General features: G+C 46.4%; 8 protein-coding genes. All 8 read right to left on the reverse strand.

Annotated elements, in window-relative coordinates; genetic code table 11:
- Window positions 1-124: 124 nt before the first annotated feature.
- Window positions 125-1,798 (reverse strand): ribonuclease J, encoded by a 1,674-nt coding sequence (locus MKX68_RS27875; RefSeq protein WP_339784107.1) that lies wholly within the window; start codon window positions 1,796-1,798, stop codon window positions 125-127.
- A 157-nt stretch (window positions 1,799-1,955) separates the two neighbouring features.
- Complete coding sequence (gene rhaA / locus MKX68_RS27880) at window positions 1,956-3,227, reverse strand: L-rhamnose isomerase (RefSeq protein ID WP_340915026.1); 1,272 nt, start codon at window positions 3,225-3,227, stop codon at window positions 1,956-1,958.
- A 19-nt stretch (window positions 3,228-3,246) separates the two neighbouring features.
- On the reverse strand, window positions 3,247-5,316 hold the full coding sequence (locus MKX68_RS27885) for a bifunctional aldolase/short-chain dehydrogenase (protein WP_091016717.1): 2,070 nt from the start codon (window positions 5,314-5,316) through the stop codon (window positions 3,247-3,249).
- A gap of 180 nt (window positions 5,317-5,496) precedes the next feature.
- Entirely contained in the window at window positions 5,497-6,429 is a 933-nt protein-coding gene (locus tag MKX68_RS27890; protein WP_370739085.1) for a glycoside hydrolase family 5 protein, read from the reverse strand.
- Between the two features lie 412 nt (window positions 6,430-6,841).
- The gene (locus tag MKX68_RS27895; RefSeq protein ID WP_340915030.1) at window positions 6,842-9,181 is read right to left on the reverse strand and encodes a beta-galactosidase; all 2,340 of its coding nucleotides are present in this window, start codon (window positions 9,179-9,181) and stop codon (window positions 6,842-6,844) included.
- Between the two features lie 52 nt (window positions 9,182-9,233).
- On the reverse strand, window positions 9,234-12,572 hold the full coding sequence (locus MKX68_RS27900) for a DUF5107 domain-containing protein (RefSeq protein ID WP_340915032.1): 3,339 nt from the start codon (window positions 12,570-12,572) through the stop codon (window positions 9,234-9,236).
- Between the two features lie 173 nt (window positions 12,573-12,745).
- A complete protein-coding gene (gene treR, locus MKX68_RS27905; RefSeq protein WP_074094863.1) occupies window positions 12,746-13,456 on the reverse strand; it encodes a trehalose operon repressor in 711 nt (236 codons plus the stop codon).
- A 127-nt stretch (window positions 13,457-13,583) separates the two neighbouring features.
- Window positions 13,584-21,086, reverse strand: a complete 7,503-nt coding sequence (locus MKX68_RS27910; protein WP_340915035.1) for a fibronectin type III domain-containing protein — start codon at window positions 21,084-21,086, stop codon at window positions 13,584-13,586.
- Window positions 21,087-21,099: the final 13 nt, after the last annotated feature.

Below are 21,099 nucleotides of genomic sequence, written 5' to 3' on the forward strand. Positions count from 1 at the left end.
CAAAAGCCCGATATCAATGTGGCGTTCATACAGATGTATGATCCGACATTCATCAGGCTGTTCAACTTTCATATACACGTTTGCAAAGACCATCACGGCAAGGATAATGCCTATTCCTGCTGACTCAAACCTCAATAATAATAGGCAAGATCATAGGTCTTCTTTTGGTTTGAGCGTAAATATAGTGACCGATCTCGTCTTTCAGCTTTCTTTTGATCACATTCCACTGATTCACGCCAGCACCGGTTAACTCACCCATCCGGTTCAGAACCAGCTCATGAATCTCATGCATGAATTCCTCCGAATCCTTGACGAACACGAACCCTCTGGAGATAATTTCGGGTGACGTGACCATCTGTTTTTCCGTTTTGCTTAGTGTAGTCACAATCACCAACATACCATCGGAAGACAGTTGCCTGCGATCACGCAGTACAATATTGCCAACATCGCCCATGATCAGACCGTCTACGAGGCTGTTGCCCGATGCAATTTTGGGCCCCAGCGAAGCAATGCCGTCTTTGTACTGGACCATATCCCCATTATTCACGATAAACACATGATCACGCTCTATACCTACGGACTCGGCAAGCAGTCTGTGCTGATACAACATGCGGAACTCACCGTGGATCGGAATCAGATAATCCGGTTTCATCAGAGTAAGCATCAATTTAAGTTCTTCCTGACTGCCGTGTCCGGATACATGCATACCGGCTGCACCACTTGAACCATATATCACACGTGCTCCGAGAACATACAGGTTATCAATAACATGTGCAAGATTCCTCTCATTGCCCGGAATAGCTCCGGCAGCAATAATAACCGTGTCCCCGGCGTTAATTCTTACGTGAGGATGCTTACCGGAAGCCAAACGTGACAATGCTGCCATTGCTTCTCCCTGGCTACCGGTACATAATACAACGACTTGTTCCGGTGGAAACTGATCCGAATCGATAGCTTCAATCAACAATCCGTCAGGAACTTGCAAATACCCCAATTCACTGGCCACCGATACCACATTCACCATACTTCTGCCCAACAGTGCCAGTTTGCGCCCCGTCTCAAATGCTGCATTCACAATCTGCTGTACCCTGCTGACATTCGACGCAAAGGTGGAGATAAATACTTTTTGTTTGGCACGAATAAAGGCATCCAGAATGTGGTCTCCCACAACACGCTCGGAAGGTGTAAATCCGGGTCTTTCTGCATTCGTACTCTCGGAGAGCAAAATATGGACACCCTGTTTGCCAATCTCGGCCATGCGGTGCAGATCTGGGAAAGGTCCGTGTACAGGCGACATATCAAACTTGAAATCTCCGGTATGCACAACATTGCCTGCTGGGGTCTGAAAAAAGATACCAAGACAATCCGGTATACTATGACTGGTTGCGAAAAAGGAAACCTCGATCCCTCCCAGCGTAATGCTGGAATGAGCATCGATCGTATGCAAGTCGGCCTTGCGCAGCAACCCGTGCTCTTTCAGTTTAAGTTCGATCAGCCCACGAGTGAGCCTGGATGCATACACCGGGATGTTCATTTGTTTTAACAAATAGGGAATCCCACCAATGTGATCTTCATGTCCATGGGTAACTACAAGACCCCTGACTTTATCCAGGTTCTCCAGCAGATACGTTACATCTGGAATGATCAGATCAATACCAGGCAATGTCTCATCGGGAAACTTCGAACCACAGTCAATCACGATGATGTCCTGATTGTACTGGATGAAATACATATTCTTCCCTATTTCATTCACGCCGCCAAGTGCAGCGATATACAGTTTGTTGTGGGCTAGATTCAACTCTGTTATTCCTCCTTGCGTGGCAATCGTATACGATACGGATCTATATTCCTAGTATGGAAGCAATCGCCTCAGTTATGCATTTCAGCGTGATTATGCCAAAAAAACCACCATGGAATAGTCATTCCACAGTGGTTTATACGAAAAATAAATACGATTACACCAATGATTTATCACGCTGTAGTAATACGTCTTGTTCGTAGGTTTTAATATCGGTAATCCACTTTTCACGAACTGGAACGCCTTGCTGAGCACAATAGTAGTCCCAGATCGCGCCAAACGGATAGGATTTGAACTCTTCCGTTAAGGCAAGGCGCAACGTGTAATCCCCTTCCAATTCAGCTTGTTTCAAGGTATCCACTGGTTCGAGCATCGCTCGGAGAAGGGCTTTGATCGTGTTGCGAGTCCCCACAACCCATGCGGCTACACGGTTAATACTTGCATCAAAGAAATCCAGTCCAATATGTGTGGTCGCAAGTAAATCATGTCGAACCAGTTCACGGGCAATCTCCAGCAACTCATCGTCCATAATTACCACATGGTCACTATCCCAACGCATCGGGCGGCTTACGTGAAGCAGAATGCCACTTGTAAACAAAGACAAGGACGACAGTTTATTGGAAATAACCTCTGTTGGATGGAAGTGACCCGCATCCAGGCAGATTAAAGTATCATTTTGCAAACCGTAACCCATATAAAATTCATGAGAACCCACCACATATGCTTCCGAACCCAGACCAAACAACTTACTCTCTACCGCGTCCAGGTTGTGCTCCGGGTTAAGTGGTTCGCCGAATACTTCATCCAGCGATTCTTTGAGACGTTTGCGTGGTGTCAACCGATCAACCGGATTATCCTTGAATCCGTCCGGTACCCATACATTGGTTACACAAGTCTGACCAAGCTGTTCCCCGAAATAAGCACCAATCCGGCGGGACGCCTTACAGTGATCAATCCAGAACTTGCGAATCTCAGGGTCTGGATGACTGAGCGTGAACCCGTCACTTGATTTTTCATGGGAAAAACATGTTGGGTTGAAGTCCAGACCGAGTCCTTGTTCTTTGGCCCATTTCACCCAGTTCTCATAATGCTTTGGCTCTATCTGATCCAGTTCAACCTGCTCGTCGGTATCCGTGTAAATCGCGTGCAGATTGACCTTATGTTTGCCGGGAATCAGAGCAAAAGCTTGCTCCAGATCATTACGAAGCTCTGCTGGTGTGGTCGCAGCGCCCGGATATTGACCTGTAACCGAAATACCACCTGTTAACTCTCCATCTTTATTCAGAAAACCTTTGACATCGTCGCCTTGCCAACAGTGTACGGATACTTTGATCTCCGCGAGTTTGTTCAGTACCTCGTCCGTATCAATTCCGTGCTGGGCATACAATGCCTTGGCTGCTTCATACGCTTGCTTGACTTGGTTATCCATCCGCAAGAACCCTCCTAATTTAACGTGTAAATGCTGCCGGTACACCGCCATCAATGGTCATCATACAACCGGTTGTTTTTTCGGATTTCGAAGAAGCAAAGAATGCAATTCCTTCTGCAATATCTCTTGGATAGATATTCACGAGCAATGTCGTCCGTTTGCGATAATACTCTTCCAATTGATCCGGTTCAATCCCATATGCCGCTGCACGTTCGTTTCTCCAGGAACCGTTCCAGATCGCTGAACCCTGTAGAATGGCATCTGGAAGAATCGTGTTGACACGAATGCCATACTCTCCGCCTTCTGCTGCAATACAACGTGCCAGATGTGCTTCCAGCGCTTTCGCTGAGCTGTAAGCAGAAGCACTTTTACCTGCATACACCGAGTTCTTGGACCCGATAAATACCATGCTTCCCCCAATACCCTGCTGTTTCATCAGCTTGAATGCTTCGCGAGCCACGAGGAAATACCCTGTACCCAGTACATTCATGTTCAGGTTCCATTCTTTCAGGGACGTTTCGTCAAATGGGCTGGATGTGGCCAATCCTGCATTGTTTACGATGATATCCACTCCGCCATATTGCACAGCAACATCTGCATAAGCAGATTGAACGGCTTCCTCATCGGTTACGTCCATTTTCAGCGCATAAGCTCGATTCGCACCGTACTGATCATTAATTTCCTGTGCTACTTTCTGTGCGCCCTCCAGGTTGAGATCAGCAAGCACCACATGTGCGCCTTCAGATACCAATCTGCGTGCTGTTTCACTTCCGATCCCGCCTGCTCCACCTGTGATAAACGCCACTTTACGGGAGAATTCGGTTTCTGCCGGAGCCAGAGACAATTTGTACAATTCCAGCGGCCAGTACTCCACATTGTAAGATTCGTTTGCACTGAGTGATACGAATTGACCCAGGCTAGTAGCTCCACGCATAACGGCAATGGCTCTGTGATACAACGCTCCGCTTACTTGGGAAAGCGCCCAGCTCTTGCCTGTGTTGATCATGCCCACACCTGGAATGAGGATAACGCGTGGTGCCGCTTCGAACATGACATCACCTTCGTTTTTGTTGCTCTCAAAATACTGTTGATATTGCTCTTTGTAGGCAGCCACACCTTCTACCAGCTTGGCTTTTAAACCTTCAATATCTTCCGCATCCGGTGTCCAATCGATGAACAAAGGTACCACTTTGGTATGTACCAGATGATCCGGGCAAGCTGCGCCCACCTGAGACAATTCCGGGGAATCTGCTCCGCCCACAAAAGCAAGTACGTCCTCTTGATCGTCAAAGGACAAAATCATTTTTTTGCTATCCGACACCGCTCCACGAATCGTTGGCATCACACGTGATACGATCTGACGACGAACATCAGCGGCGAGTGCCGGGTGTTTCACACCACCAAACAAACTTTCTTCGTTCACCCTTGCTTCGATGAAAGCTTCTGCTTCATTGATAATCTTGATCGTTTGAGCGTAACATTCCTCGGATGTTTCTCCCCAAGTCACAAGTCCGTGTTTTTCCATCAGTACGAGTTCGGCATTGGGATTCGAGAATACGCTTTCAGCAATCATTTTAGATAACGTAAACCCAGGGCGTACGTAAGGCACCCATACAAAACGATCACCGTAGATCTCTTTCGCCAATTCCTTGCCGTTATGCGCACAACACAGGCTGATAATCGCATCCGGGTGCGTATGATCCACATGTTTATATGGAAGGAACGCATGCAGAAGAGTCTCGATGGAGGCGCGCGGGTGCTTGGCATCAATCATGCAATGTCCCAGATATTCAACCATCTCTTCATCCGACATAGATTCACGTTCAATTAATGGTCGAATGTCTTCGAGCCCAAGTCCGGTAAAATGTTTCGCTTCCATGGAACCCAGATCAGAGCCGCTTCCCTTCACATACATTACTTCTACATCACGACCACGAAAATCCTTCACTGTCGTTTTGGTAGACGTATTACCACCGTAGATGTTACATACACTGCGATCAGAACCAATGAGATTAGATCGGTAAACCAACTGCTCAAGTCCTGTTGTTTTCTCAGATGCCTGCGATGCATTCCATAAACTCTGTACCATTTGTTTCCCTCCGATAATGTTTGTTTTATTCCTAATCCGAGTTTAACATCTTTGTTTTATTTTGAAAACAAAATATTTTTAAAACCAAACGGAAATATTCAAAAGTCATTATAGATTGAGGTATATTATTAAAAAAACACCCTGACGTGAACGTCAGAGTGTTCCTGTATCATCGGCGGATTAGAAAATCCCCGCTTTTTGGGAAGTGTTTTTAATACCATAGGTATCATTAACTACGGTGTTGCCAAAGCTCGTTAAGCTTCCGTTCGGACCTGTGGCCATGTCCAGATAGTTCAGACCTGAACTGTTTCCGTACCAAGACCAGGCAAGCCAGCCTACCCCTTTTTCCTGACCATATCTCATGATGGCATACTCGTCCACATCACCGTTTGTGTGATATCCCCCGAATTCACCAATGATCAGAGCCAATCCTTTGTTCAGCACATTCTCCATATTGGCTTTGACGGTTGCAGCATCTTTGCCAGCATACTCATACATGTGAATGGAGAACACAGTATTTTTCTGAGAATCGGCTGCAAATACACTTTGTCCATAATCCACGATGGATTGAGGGAACTGTCCCCATCCGGCTGCATCCACAATTAGCGTATTTTTAATTCCCGCATTTCGGAGTTTCGGAATGGCTTTTTTGTAACCATCAGCCCACGCACTTCCATTCCACGTTCCATACCATTCATTGGCGATGTTGACGATTACCCGATCTTCTTTGCCAATCAAAGCTTCCTTAATGCTAATCCAGTAGTTCACTGCCGCATCCAACGAATTATAATCATCTTTCCCTGTGGCGTCATGCACCTCGAGTACAGCTATCATTTTATTTTGGTTAACCACATTAATTATATTTTTAACAGCGTTCAGATCATCTTTGGTGTACAGGCTACCATTCGAAAGAACAATGCGTACCGTATTGGCACCTGTTTTGGCGATTGCAGGGATAGCGGTATTCAAATCATTTTTGAACCAGGAATGTCCGTGATTAACACCTCTCATGACAAAAGCCTTGCCTGTGGAATCGTATAACTTGTTACCGCTTACATAAAAACCTGTAGCAGCAGATGCTTTGGGTGCTGCACTCCCTAATACCATAAACATGAGAGCAGCAATAACCGTGAAGATTGTACACTTTTTCAGATTAACCATTCGTTTGGAACCTCCTGTATTTGTTTTTTTTATTTCAATTAACCTTGCTCTAGGCAAGAAGTTAACTAAAATCGTTGGTAATAGAAGTTTTTTGGTTATTAAATAAATAACAATTAACTTTATCTAAGTTGCGTTATTTAGTTTAAATAAACTTTATCGTTAAGGTTATGAAGTTATAATAAATTGAAAACGCTTACCAGTCAAGATCTTTTTACCATGATTAGGAATCATTTGTTTTTACATAACACAGCAAAAAAAGGCTCTCTCCCCTCACAATCGTTCGGAGAAAGAACCCTCTGTATTATTAACGAAAGTTAACTCTTGTTTATCTGTTATTTATCTGTTGTTTAATCCCTGATTTAGTCTAAGTGTCTTCCCTAACTCCCGCCAATACCACACCAACCCGGTACTGTGGTCTCACCCGAATCTCATTAAACTTCCCGATCTCCACACCCTCAAATCGCTCCACATAAGCCTGATTCACATAACTCTCAGTCGTCCCTTTTCGAATTGGGGTTACAGACAGACGAAGCGCGTGATCAGCCAACAAATGACGGGATTGCTTCAAACCAAGCATCCAGCTATGCCCATAGTGAATATGATCTGTTAACATCTGATGATGAATATGTGCTGCTGCAACATCTCCTTCATAATCAATCTCAACCCACACGTCATTTACTTGTTCCGGCCACGCTGTGTCCAATCTCAGTGTTGCTGCATACTCTTTGGGGTAATCAACCTCTACAGCAGGCTCGTAAGGCGAAACTTGGAATGTGTACGTAACGAATATTCCCTGCTTCGACTGGGATGACACAGCATATTTCGAAGCTGAAACATGCTCTGGAGCCGGATAAAAGGATACCTCCATCTCTGGTTGCTCCACAGATGTACATAGGAGCATCTCATTCTGTACATACAGATGACTGCTGCTAATTACAAGCCTTTCTTCTCCGCCCACACGGAAACGGTAGGCATGTAATGCCTCTTCACGGGTCAATGTAATGATTCGTATGACTATACCGTCCGATGTTGTGATTCGCAGATGATGGTCCTTGCCGGCAATCGGATGTATCACAACTTCATTCCCCTGCTCTGAAACAGTGCCTTCGGGCATATCCACATTTGTAACAGATGATGCATCCATAACATACTCAGGCGCCATACCTTCATGGGCATAAAAGACAGCCGCAAGCTCCTGATTTACCATAAATCGGGTCAGTGGCTGAACGGTAGCACTAATGATCTTCATTCCATTCAGATTCATATGGAAAGGCAGAATGGCCGCCATGCCGGATTTCAGCTGCATCTTTCCTTCTCTTGGATAGGAAGCAGTCCCTTTGCTGGTATGCAGTTCCAATTGAATATCTCGATCAGGCATCGCCACATGATCCTGATAATTATTCATGAACAGGAATCCTGAGCCATCTTGTTGGCGAACAGACCAACGCAGATCCATCGTGTTCTCCGGTGTTATCGCATGTTGACCATCCGGTACAACACAGCCCATTGGTGCAAGGAACTCACCGTATGCTTCCAGGAACATGGACAAGGTACGAATGCGGTCATACGATTCACCAACACGTCCAAATTCCCCGAGTGGCGATTGATAATCATACGTCATTTTAGGCAATGCCTGCTCGTTCATATATGAATTTTTGCCTATTGGATTGGTCCCCCCGTGATACATATAATACCCAACCAGATTGCTGCCGTTCGCAAGTTTCACAATGGTCATCGCCTCAACACTGTCTGCATCAACAACCGGACGAGCGTGATAACTGACCTGCATGCCACCAGCAAGCTCGCAATACGCAGCAGGATACTCCAGACTGTCATAATCCACTTCTTCCACAGGATTCATATGCAGATCCCGGAACAGATACTCCCGGCTTGGAGGCTGATTGGGAATCCATGGTGTGTACGCATACCCCGCTAGCATCGGTAATGTTCCTTCTTCAGGCACCGCAGCATTGCCCCAGGCCGTGGCAGTATAGAACATCGGCTTCATACCGACTTCTTCGGCAATATGGCGAAGCATCTGCAGATGTTCTCGTCCATCCCGGCCGGAGGAAATGTACTTATCACGTGTATACCCCCATGCATCCATGAGTGCGCCAGCGTGCATGTACTCATTTTCCAACTGTACCCCGATAACAGGGCCACCCTCCTGATAAAAACAGCCGTTGAGCTGACGGGCAATCTCCCGGTATAATCGCTTGGCGTAATACAGATATCCTTCATCGTTCGACCTGACTTCGAATGGATAACTGAATAGCCAATCCGGCATTCCACCATTACGCACTTCTCCATGACAGAATGGACCAATTCGCACGATCAGCGGCAGCTCATGTTTGCCACACAGATCCACAAAGTGCCGCAAATTCAGGTTTCCTGACCAATTAAATTCCTCTTCCTGCTCCTCGTGAAAATTCCAGAAAACATAGGAAGCGACAATGCTCACCCCGCCTGCCTTCATCTTCAGTAATTCTTCTTCCCACTGTAAGTAAGCGAATCTGGAGAAATGAAATTCACCTACCACAGGAATATGGGGTTTAGCATTACGAGTCATATAATAGTTGGTAAAATCATACGATTCCCCTCGTGGGCTTTTGCCGCCACTGCCAGTCATGCGACCCGCACGAATGTCCTTATCTTCCGCGTCCAATATAAAGCGAATATGGCTTCCTGCTATACTATCGTTCATGGATTATATAACTCCTTTGATATAGATGGGATATGGTAGAATCGATTATCAATTATCGATGGATGATTGCCCCTTGATGATTCGGGTTTTTCTCCAGTACCCGCTCCAACTCAAGTTTGGCTTCACTCGTCCGACCCAGTCCCAGAAGACCCAATGCCCGCATATACCGGCAATGTTCTTCATTTCGCTGATTGAGATCGTCGTCGAATACTAGAAAATCGGGCAGAGATACCGCAAAATAATCCATTCGGATGTGATCATGCATATGTCTTTCGGCATAATCAATCAGTTTGTTAAAGCGCCTGTTTGCTTCCTTCACATTGCCAAACTTCTGCCAGGCCAGTCCCTGATAATAGATCGATTCCGGCGGCTGATCATTATAAAACATCGCGCTTGTCGGTTCGTTCAGACCGATTGAGGCTCTGTGGAAATTCTCCTCTGCAGCGTGATTATTCTTCAGTTGCTGGTAGGCACAGCCAAGATAAAAGTAAACGGGGTTATCTCCGGCTCCCTCCAATTTACCTTCACCTAAGTTCTCCGGGTAAACCAAAGCCTTCTTCAACAGCTCCAATGCTAGTTCAGGTTGTTGTTTCTCCAGATTTCGCTTTGCCAGTTCCGTCAGTGCCGTAACATATTGTCCTGTTACCTTACCTTCTCCACCCTCCCATGGATGAAACCGCCGGGTCTGAAGGGCATTCCATGCTTCTTGATGACTACCTTGCATATTCAATAAAGTCACCCACTCGATATACAGATCATCACGGTGGTGAATCAACTCCATATGTTGTTCCAGCAATTTGATTCGATGCTCGCAGGAATACCCTATCTTCTTGTGCAATTGATCCAACTCGTAGAAGATTCGGGCATCCTGTGAATCCAACCGGAAAGCTTCCTCTAATGATGCCAGTGCAAGATCAGGGCGATTCAGCTTGTTATAATAAGCCAGTCCCAGATTCCGATGTACAGTCGAATATGCAGCATTCACCTCGCGTGAAGTTTCCCAATGGGTGATTGCTTCCTCGTAGCGTTTATGATCATATAACCAATTTCCCAGGTAATAGTGAGCACGCGCATCATTCGAATCCACTGCCAATGCATCCTGAAGCACCATGAATTCAAATAACGTATTAGGAAAACAATAATCCGTTGGAGCAGCTTCCCCCTGCTTTTGACATTCCCGGGCCTGCTCCACATCCCCCAGCTGACGATACAAGTAGGCCTGAGCATAACCAACCATAGGATAAGGCTGTGCAATTTCGGATTCAACATAAGAGAGTACCGTCAGTGCTTCTTCCCACAACCCACAATCCGCGTAGTCTGCGGCTAGATTCAGATAATTATAAACGTCTCCTCGCAGCAGACGATGGAAATGCTCACGTGTTTGCCCCGCTTGTTCTCTCTCTGAAGGTGCAGTTGCTCCGCTGTAGATCAGGACTAATTCATGTGCGGCTCCAAATTCAACCGGGTCCAGTGCCAACGTCTCACGCGCATATTGGATTGCCTGCTTATCTTGACCCAATCTACGCAGCAAAGCCACCTTCAGATGTCGAGCCTTATAATTTCTGGTGTTACGAATCAGCGAACGTTCGATGTGATCCAATGCTTCGATGTCTCGATGTAACGCCGTATCGATCTGAGCAAGCATGTAATACCCCGTATCCTGATACTGTGCAGACCATACGGCTTTATACAGTGCTGCGTAGGCTTCTTCCTGTTTCCCCTGTAATTTCAAACTCAGACCGAGTTGGTAAAAAGCTTCACTATCATATGGATTCGTATTTTTCCACGTCAGCGATTGAACGGACTGTCTGAAATACTTCTCTGCATCTTGAAACAACCCTCTGTGCAGCAGCAATGTGCCATACGCAATGTTTAGACGAATATCCGTTGCATCACGCTTCAACCCTTCCAGATAATAAGGTTCTGGTTCATACGTGGCATGCCGATATTGCTCCAAATGAAGACCAGCCAGATATAGTTGTTCATTCGTACGAATCTCGGATGGTAGCGGGAGTGCTGTGGCCGGATCTGGAACTTCCTGAATCTCAGAACGTTCAGGCTGATAGGCCACGAGTACTCTTCCTTCCCCACTTCGAACACTTAACTTCAACTGATGCCATTCATCTTGTCCGCTCCACGAGAATGAAGATTTATATAGTTCCGTAGGTGAGATATTACATCTCTCATGGAGATATACCGTGGTTGGACCTATCACTTCAACGGTCACTTGTTCAAAAACCGACGTCGCATATACCATCACGGTTACCATTCCGGTCGTTTCATCCTTTTCCAGATTAACCGCTGCATCAATCGATGCATTTTTGATCATACCAATTCCTTTATACGGCATAAAATACTGCGAGAATGATTTTGCTTCATAGGGCTGTAACCACGTAAAATCAGGCTGATTATCGGTATAGATCCCTGTCATTAATTCAATATATGGTCCATCCTCGTCCGTTAACTGGCGATCCCAGGCTTGCCCGAATTCCCCGTTCCCCCAGGTCCATTGCTTCTTGCCCGGAGAAATATGATGATTGGCTACATGCAACAAACCTGCCTGAACCCCGTGGTCATAACCCCCTACAAAATTATAATCCGACTTATAAGCCATATAGGATGTTGGAACCGGTATATTTTTGTATCGCGAGATATCCACACCTTCGGAATAGTCCATTTTGTAATAAGTGCCGGTTGCGATGGGAAAGCGGGATACGTCTCGTTTTCCGTGGTCCAGCACAGCTGTTACATCAGGCGGAAACACAGATTGCGTATGATCGTTGACGGCTACAGCCGGGTTGGCCCACCATAGAAAAGTTTGAGGTGCGCTGGTGCGATTGTATACCTCGGCATGGATTTCAAGATAGGCTTTGCCAGGATGTAATGTGAAGCCAGCGGTCATTTTGGTACCATACATGCGATCAATCTCACCCACCCACACGGTAGCGCTTCCATTTTCATTACTGCCAAATGTATAATCAACTGGACCAAACGTGTTGGGCCGATGATGCTGTGGCCAGTTGAATTCAATTCCTCCGGAAATCCATGGCCCTACCAGACCCACAAGTGCAGGTTTAATCACCCGGTTATAATATACAAAATCGTAGTTGTTGGTCCGATCCAGCGCACGATAGATCCGTCCACCCAGTTCGGGCATCATCTCGATACGTACATATTCATTTTCGAGAATAATTAATCGATACGATTTCATTTGGGCCTTATCTTCAATGCTGTCGATCACAGGATACGGGTACACCTTACCCGAACTTCCCTGATAGATTCTCTTTTCAAGAAACATCGGATTTTTGTCCGGTTTACCTGTACCATAGGTTGGGATATCTCTGGTTTCTTCCCATATGCGAACGTTTAATTTTGCTGTCACGTGATTCAATTCCCTCACTCCTCGGCCTCGTATATATTGTGATCATACGCTCCGACATGCAGGAAGAACATTGACATTAAGCGGTTCTTGATGGACGATCTTCGGATTCCCCCATAACCAAAGAGAGTACCCATCAACTGATTAGTGCAGTGATAGGTACTCTCTGATCGATCTTCATTAACTTATCTACGACGTGCAAAATCCACAAATCTGAACTTGTCCGGTCGATGCCTCGACTCCGTATACTGAAATTGACTGGCATCCTCCAGGTACACCTGGCTCCTCACCACAACCACATTATGGAACCCTTCAAGGTCAAGTAGTTCCCTGTCCTCAGCGGTTGGTTCTTCCACCAAAATCTCTTTTTTGGCAAACGAAATGGAAAGCCCCAACTCTTGTTCAATGTACTCATAGATGGAATCATTACAGATCTCTTTGCTGAGCCCAGGAACAAGCCGCTGGCTGATGTAATCTTTGTCCAGTATGACATGCTCTCCATCCACTTTGCGCACACGTCTGATTTCCCAGACCTGTTCATTCAGACCAAAGTTAATTTTTTTGTGCAACGCCTGATCAACCTGTTTCTCCTCGAAAACCTTCACATACGTTTGAGCACGATGTCCCATTTTTTTGGCCAATTCCTTGAAGCTAACCAGACCTGAGATGGGAAAATCGATCTTGCGTATGTCCAGTACAATCGAACCCTTGCCTTGAATCTTCTGAATATAACCTTCTTCATACAACATTTTCAATGCTTTGCGAATAGTCTCTCGAGACGTTTGATAACTTTCCGATAGATCCAGTTCCGATTGAAGCAGCGTCCCTGCCTCAATCTCTCCGGTCCGAATACGATTTGCAATATCTTCATATATCCGGATAAATTTATTATTCATTATTCATCACCATTGTTCATTACCCTTTTTTTATCATATTGGCAACCATTATAGCATTAAAAACCAATCAAGCGGTAATGTCGTTACTAGCGATGCTTGCAGTATCACATGTAAGAATCAATTCAATTTAGATATGACGATCAAACGCTGACGCTTTCTTCACTTGATCTGTACGGTTCTCATCCATGACTTGAATCAGCTTATTTAAGCGGAAGATCAGCGCTGCAGCTTCGGATCTGCTCAAATGCTGCATGGGACGGAAGCTGCCGTCTTCATATCCGGTAATCATGTACAAACCCGCAAGTTCCTGCACTTCTTGGGCCCAATATGATACATCAGTCTGGTCGGTAAACGCTCTTGGGGAAGTCAGCGGTTCCGGTCTGATTTTACGAACAACATTTGCTATAATCTTGGATGCCTGTTCACGTGTTACCAGTGCATACGGAGCGAATTTGCCGTTCCCCATCCCTTGAACCATCTCATGATGAACGGCTGCCTTAATCTCAGGAGCGAACCAATCCTCATCGTTCACATCCTGGAATCCATGCTGTTGATTGACCATTGTGTCCACATTCATCAAACGCACGATTAATGCGGTAAACTCTGCACGTGTGATCGGGCGGCGTGGTTCGAAGCGAGTTTCACTAACACCTTGAATGATATTTTGTTCCGCCAGCCAGGTGATCTGGTCTTTATTGAATGTTTGGCTGATATCAATAAATTTGATATTTTTTTTCGCAGGTAACTCAGGTTGCTCATCAGAAGGTTCAGGTTGTGGACTCACCTCATCGGCTTTTACCGAAGTACCTGCTGGATTTGAAGCTGTACCGCCACCGCTCCAGGCGGATGGTGGATACGGAAAAGTCATGGCTGCGGCCCGTTTGCTTTCACTTTTCTCACCTGCTGAATTCTCCGTCCATACTTCCACCTCATAATGCTGCTCGGCATTCAGCCCTGACCATACATAACTACGCTCGGTGCCACGGTAAATCTCACGATCATTATGGGTGATCACAATCACTTCATTCATTGAATCCAGTTCCCAAGTTAGCTTAATCGTATTCGTACCTTGCGCTATGGCTGCTACTGTCAGTTCCTCGGAAGGCAACGTCTCGAATTCCGGAACCTGGAGCGCCTCACCCTCCCCTGCCTCATTAAATGGAATGATTGCAAAGTCAGTATAACGCTCTGCACTGTTCAAATCAGACACATGTATGGATGTCTCCGTTGTCGTTCCGATAAGCTCTTCATTTCGATAAACTCGATAACCCGCAGCACCAGGAATCAGCTCCCAAACGATGTCTGCACCATTCATTGAACGTCCCTCTACTACAGGTGATGAAGCAGCACTACCGGGCAAAGTCATTGCATGAAGGTAATAACCCCCATTACTACTGCCCGAGGGATTCATGGTCTTCACTGTATAGATATAGTTCACACCCGGTTCGAGTTCCTTGTCGTCATAGAACAGTTCGTCTGCAGGAATACGAGCAACCTCTACACCATCCCGTTCAATGATAAACAACTCGGCACCTTCGACCCGGCTCTGTTCCAATATAAGACGAATGTGGTCCTTCGCCGAATGATACTCCACTTTGACCGGAGCTGCTGGCTTGGTCAGGACAGAATACGCCAGCTTCTCCGATGCATCTCCCTGATCATTCTCTGTGTAGATTTGAATCGGGTACTGCTTGCCTGCATCTAGTTGCTCAACAATAAACTCTTTTGTTTTGCCTCTATATACTTCAGTACCATTTAGCAATACAACGAATGTTTCGTTCCCATAAGGAAAGTCCCATTCCAGTTTGGCGTGATCAGTCTCGGGGTATATCTTCATTTCCAGTGAATCAACATGAGGCAAGGTGTAAAAAGGAGTCACGGTCACTGGGCTTCCTGAACCAGCCGTATTATAAGGAATAATCTGTACCTGATCATATCGGGTTGCACTCTCCAGATGAGTTAATTTCACCTCTGTGATATCCCCTTCTTCAATCGTGGTGAACGTCTGCTCTCCGATACGTATGATATATCCCTCCGCCCCTTGTACCTTAGGCCAAGAGATCAATCCCCCCTTTTCTCCAATCTTGCTTGCATGTAAAGGTTCATGTATGGTCGCAGGCAACGTTCGTAAGTAAACTTCGAAACCGGAATCACTCTCTCCCGTTGCATTGGATGTTTTGATGGTATACGTGTAATGCTCTCCTGGTGTCAGTCCATGATCTTCAAATGAAGTTTGATCTGCTGGAACCTTAGCGACTTCAACACCATCCCGCATAATAATGAATTGCTCTGCTCCCCGTGTGAAGCTTCCAGTCAGGTCCAGTACCGCAGTCTGATCTGTGATGTGGGTTATACCTGCCGTCTGAGGTGATATGGGTTTCGTTAAAACTTCAATCTGAATAGACTCTGACCGATGACCATCTTCATTAATAGCAACAAGTTCGAATTCATACGCTGTACCATCCAGCATGCTATTGAGATGTACAGACGGTTCAGACACGCTCTGTACATCTCCCGTTACCCGATTGCGAATCTCATATGCAACAGCTCCCTGAACAACATCCCAAGCCAGATCCACCTGATGTGTTCCTGCTTTCACTGTGATATCTTCTGCAACCAATGGCAAAGTTTGAGTCATTATACCGAAAGTAAGCGGCGCACTCGTTCCACTCGCATTGACTGCCCGAATCACATAAGTGTATTTCGTTCCTGGCGACAGATGCTTGTCTACGAATTGGGTTTCACTTGAATCCATCTGAGCGATCTCTCTTCCATCCCGTTCAATGACATAATGATCTGCCCCTTGGACACCAGTGTTACTGAAATCCAGACCTAGGCTGTTTTTTGCCACATCATATACTGGAACCTTATCGGGTTTCTGAGGCAAAGTCAGCAGAGATACATCCGTCGCTTCAGAACGAGTTCCCTGTCTGTTGACCGCCCATAGTTGATAGCGATGCCTCGTTCCATCCTGGAGCCCTGTAATCGTTGCTTCATTCTCCATTCCTCTATAGATCTCCTTGCCATTCTGCTCAATCACGTATTCAGTGGCACCTTCCACGAGAGACCAGGAAACTTTTGCATGATGTACTCCTGGATCAACAAGTACTTCGGCAGGAGACACAGGTTTGGACAATCGGATGAGCTGCGCTGTCTCACCTGGACCAGAAGCATTCGTAGCCTGAACTTGCAAAGCGTACTCTGTACCTGGCAATAATCCCTCAACCTTGTAGGCCTGTTCTGATGTTCTGCCCACTTCTGTTCCATTGATTTTCACAATATAGAGATTCGCCGTATCTACAGCTTGCCATGCAAGTCCCATACTTGTCTCATCAGTCGATGTGACAATTAGCCCTTCCGGCCTGCTAGGTAGCGTAAGAATTGTACTACTGGTGGATGCACCGTACCCGGCAGCATTGCCCGCCTGTACTTCATAGGTATACTCACGACTGTTTGACAGATGGCGAACCGCGAGTTGTGTATCTGATATCTCATGGCTCTGTCCATCGATGACCACCCGATATTTCGTTGCCCCAGCTACAGGCTCCCAGCTCAAGATTGCTCCCTGTTCAGTTACTTGAACAACGTGAAGTCCCGACGGGCTCTCCGGTAGTGTTGTTCCTGATACCGAACTGCGTATCCCCTGTCCACTTCCGTTCACTGCTTGTACATCCAGTTGATAAGATGTTCCTGAACTCAGTCCCGCAAAGACCCATTCTTGGGTTCCAGCAGAAACCGTTCCCGACTTCTCTCCATTCAACCATAACTCATAACGATCGGCTCCTCGTACTGCTTCCCAATTCAGACGAAGGCTCGCTGTGGAAGCATCGGATACCTGTAAGCCGGACACTTGCCCAGGTAAAGTCTTGAGCAAAGGTAATCCTGCCAAGGGCCCTGGGCCTGTCTCGTTTCCGGCAATCAACGCATAGCTGTACTCCGTGCCACTATCCAGACCTGAATCCAGATACTCTGTCTGCTCTCCTTCATATATAGCTGTTCCATCACGCGAAAGACCATAATACGTTGCAGAAGTCACCGTATCCCACGTTAATGAAATATCATGCTCCCGAATCTGAACGGCCATAAACTCACCGGGCATTGCCGGCAGTGTGAGAAATCCGGTCCTACTGCTACCACCTGCGCCACTTTCATTCATTGCCGTTACCGAAATGTTATGAATGGTTCCTGGAACGAGGTTGCTGACATAGGGAAGGCTACCAGGATCAGATACCTTCTGATCAAATACGGTGGCACCGTCCGAAGTAGTCGCGATGATGCGGTAAGCATCCGCTCCTCGTACTGAATCAAATTGAATTTCGGCCAAATTGGGTTGCGAATCTACTTTTCGAACGCGCAACGTTCCGGGAGCTGCCGGGATAGTTAATACTTGAGCGCTTACTGCATCACTTACTCCGGTATGGTTTCTCACTCTAACTTCATATTCATAGACCTGACCACCACTTAGAGAGTGATCGATTATACTGTGGTTAGGATAATCCAGTGTCCATGACTGTCCTGTTGTTTTATTCGTTATCTCATACTGATATCCATCGGTATACCTTTCCCCAGTTGGCAAGTCCACTGTAAGTTCAGCTGATGTCTCAGCGATCTGTGTCATTCTCACATGATTCGGTTGCTGGGGCTTGCGTTGAATATGGTAAGGTGATGATGTTGTCTCATATGTATTCCCTGCTCTGTCCATGGTTTTCGCATGGATGTACCATATGCCTTCCGATTCGATGGATATTTTATGCTCGTCAGAGCGAGCTTCAAGCCAATGCTCCGGTGATTCTGCACTGTTCGTAACTTGATAGAATCGTTCCAGTTCCTGAATGCCTGAGTGGGCATCTGCATATTGAATGGTGGTGGATATGTCCATGTCCGTCCAGCCATGTCCGTTCGGTGCAAATGTAATCGTTGGAGCCATCTGATCCACATAGGCGATTCGACTGACTTCCTTGCTCACATTGCCAACGGTATCCCTTGCTCGCGCCCGAATGGTGGTAGCTCCGTTTGTACTAACTGTACCTGTATTTCCTGTCATATACGGAGCATCATTCAAGCTGTATTCATAGGATATCGCTCGTTCATCCACACTACCAGCGATATTAAATTGCACATGTTCTTTACTCCATCCAGAAGAACTTAAACTAATCACCGGCTCGGTTGGAGCTGTCGTGTCGATTCGAACCTTAGCCTGAGCGGACGTGCTTATATTGCCCACACGGTCAAGTGAGCGTGCATATACGATCGTTTCTCCCTCATCGGTAACCGTCACTTCGCCCGTGTAATCGATCCAGGGACCTTCTTTGTTAAGTCGATATTGGCTCTTGGCAAGCCCACTGCCCGTATCTTCACCACTGTTTATCGCAAAAGTTACATCCTGATTCGTCCAATCCTCTTCACTTAACGTAATCGTTGGTTGCTCAGGCCCAGTCTTATCGATTCTGGCTGTTGCCGAAGTGGAAGCACTGACATTGGAGGCCCGATCGACACTTCGTGCATAAATCTCCGTTATTCCTTCTTCACTGAGTGTAAAAGGGGTCCTGTAGTCGATCCATTCTCCCTCACTTCCCAGCTTATACTGTGTCAGACCAATGCCACTTGCTTCGTCCATACCCTCCGTTAATGTCACAATTACTGCCGCTTTTGTCCATTCGGGCGGATTCAAAGAGATAACAGGTGGTGTTGGTGCCGTCCGATCTACCCTGGCTGTCACAGCCGTTTCCTGTCCTGTATTACCAAACGTATCAATACTGCGTGCCATAACAGTTGTGTTGCCTTCACTGCTTACGGTAAACGGAGCGCTGTATTCACGCCATTCTCCTGCCTGACCAACTTTCACTTCAGTCTTCTGAGTTCCGCTCAAGGCATCCTTTCCTTCTTCGACCGTGACGAGAACATCTTCCTTAGTCCATGAGGATGGAGTGACTGTAACAGACGGAGCAGTTGGACCCGTCGTATCTTTCATCATCTCTCCAGCGGATATAAATGGGGTCTGTATCCCTTCTCCATTCAATGCCCCCACAAATACTTCATATTTTCCGTCCGCGAGTCCGGTCAGGGCAAACGCTGTACGTGTGGAAGTTGTTGTTCCCGTTCCGAGTACTTGCCCACCTGGACTGCGTATTTCCGTTTTGTAATGGGTGCCTGCAGGATTTCCATTATTATTCCAACTCGCTGTAACGGAGTTGCCTGATTGTGTCACAGCTGCAGCAGCGGGTGGATTGGCCAATGTATATTTGGTGGATGGACTAGAGTACCCCGTGAAGGAACCACTTGAATTTTTGGCCCGTACGGCAAAAGAATAACTGGTATTCGGAGTGAGCCCAGTCACCTGCCGACTGTTTGATGTACCTGTATCCACGATCTGATTCGTCGTCATATTCTTCAGCTCATACGTAACGGAGGCATCATTCGCCTTCTTATCCCAGTTCACCGTCAAGTTATTAGGGTTAACCAATGTATACGTCGGCGTTCCGGGCACAACAAAACTTCTTACCGTAAAGTTAACGGTGCCTGCTGAGGACACCCCACCTTTGTCATCCATGACCCATACTTGTAATGTGTGTGTGCCATCTGGCAGGGTGTCAGGCAAAGTGTAATTGGTGTTGAAAGACTGATTAGAACCCGTTGCGGTCATCTGGGTCAGAATGTTCTCGGACCCACCATCAATGGACCATTTTACGGTCAATAGGTCGCCTACATCCGTATCTCGCGTTGTACCAGAGATCTGAAGTTGCTCGCCTTTGTAATAGGTTTGACCTGAAGAGGGTGCTGTTAAGGTAAATGAAGGTGGAGCATTTTTGGGGCCGATCCCCACAATGGTTGAAAATTTGCGTGAAGCCTGATTTACTGTTGACTTGGCGTCCCACCAAAATTGTGCAGCTGTATCACTCGCCGTAACGGTCTGGCCTGGAGTGAATGACGAAGGTGAAGAACCCCCTGTTAGCTGCGCATTGTCCGGACCGCTGTACTGTCCCATGTATATGCGATCTGCATTCACAACATTGTACGTATTGGCATAAAAAGCCGTGACCTGAACGCCGCCGCTGTAATTGCGCCATCCATTCTCTATGACTTCAAACGGAGAAGCATCATTGCCATTCACCATCGTATCCCAATAAAATGTTCCACCCAAATTCAGTGCCGTTCCACTACGGTTGATAGCTTCCAGTTCAACCTTCATGTACCCACCTTGTGAGGTAGCATTAACGATAGATACACGTAAAATATATTCCACATTATCTTTTTGCCGGGACATTTCAATCACATTATTGTTAATTCGGTAATAATTCAGCGGCAATGTTTTGAAGTTCACGGGAGATCCGTTATGGTCGATAATGGTGGATACATTCCCTGTATCGCCACCGTAAAACACATTTGTGTTTGGTAGCAATACAATTCTGTATTTACCATCACTGTTCATCTCCACTTTCACCTTGGAGGACTGTACAGCCTTCATGCTGGACGTATCGGATACAATCCCGATTGATTCAACCGTTTCAGCCATTACCGTAGTTGCGCCCCAATCAAGCAACAGGGCTTGAGGTGATAATAACGCAAATGCCAGTACCACTTTGGTTAACTGTTCGGCTTGTTTCTTCACACGTTTTCCTGATTTCTTCAACGTCTACTCTCCT

This window comes from Paenibacillus sp. FSL M8-0212 (genome assembly GCF_038004645.1).
Classification (GTDB): Bacteria; Bacillota; Bacilli; order Paenibacillales; family Paenibacillaceae; genus Paenibacillus.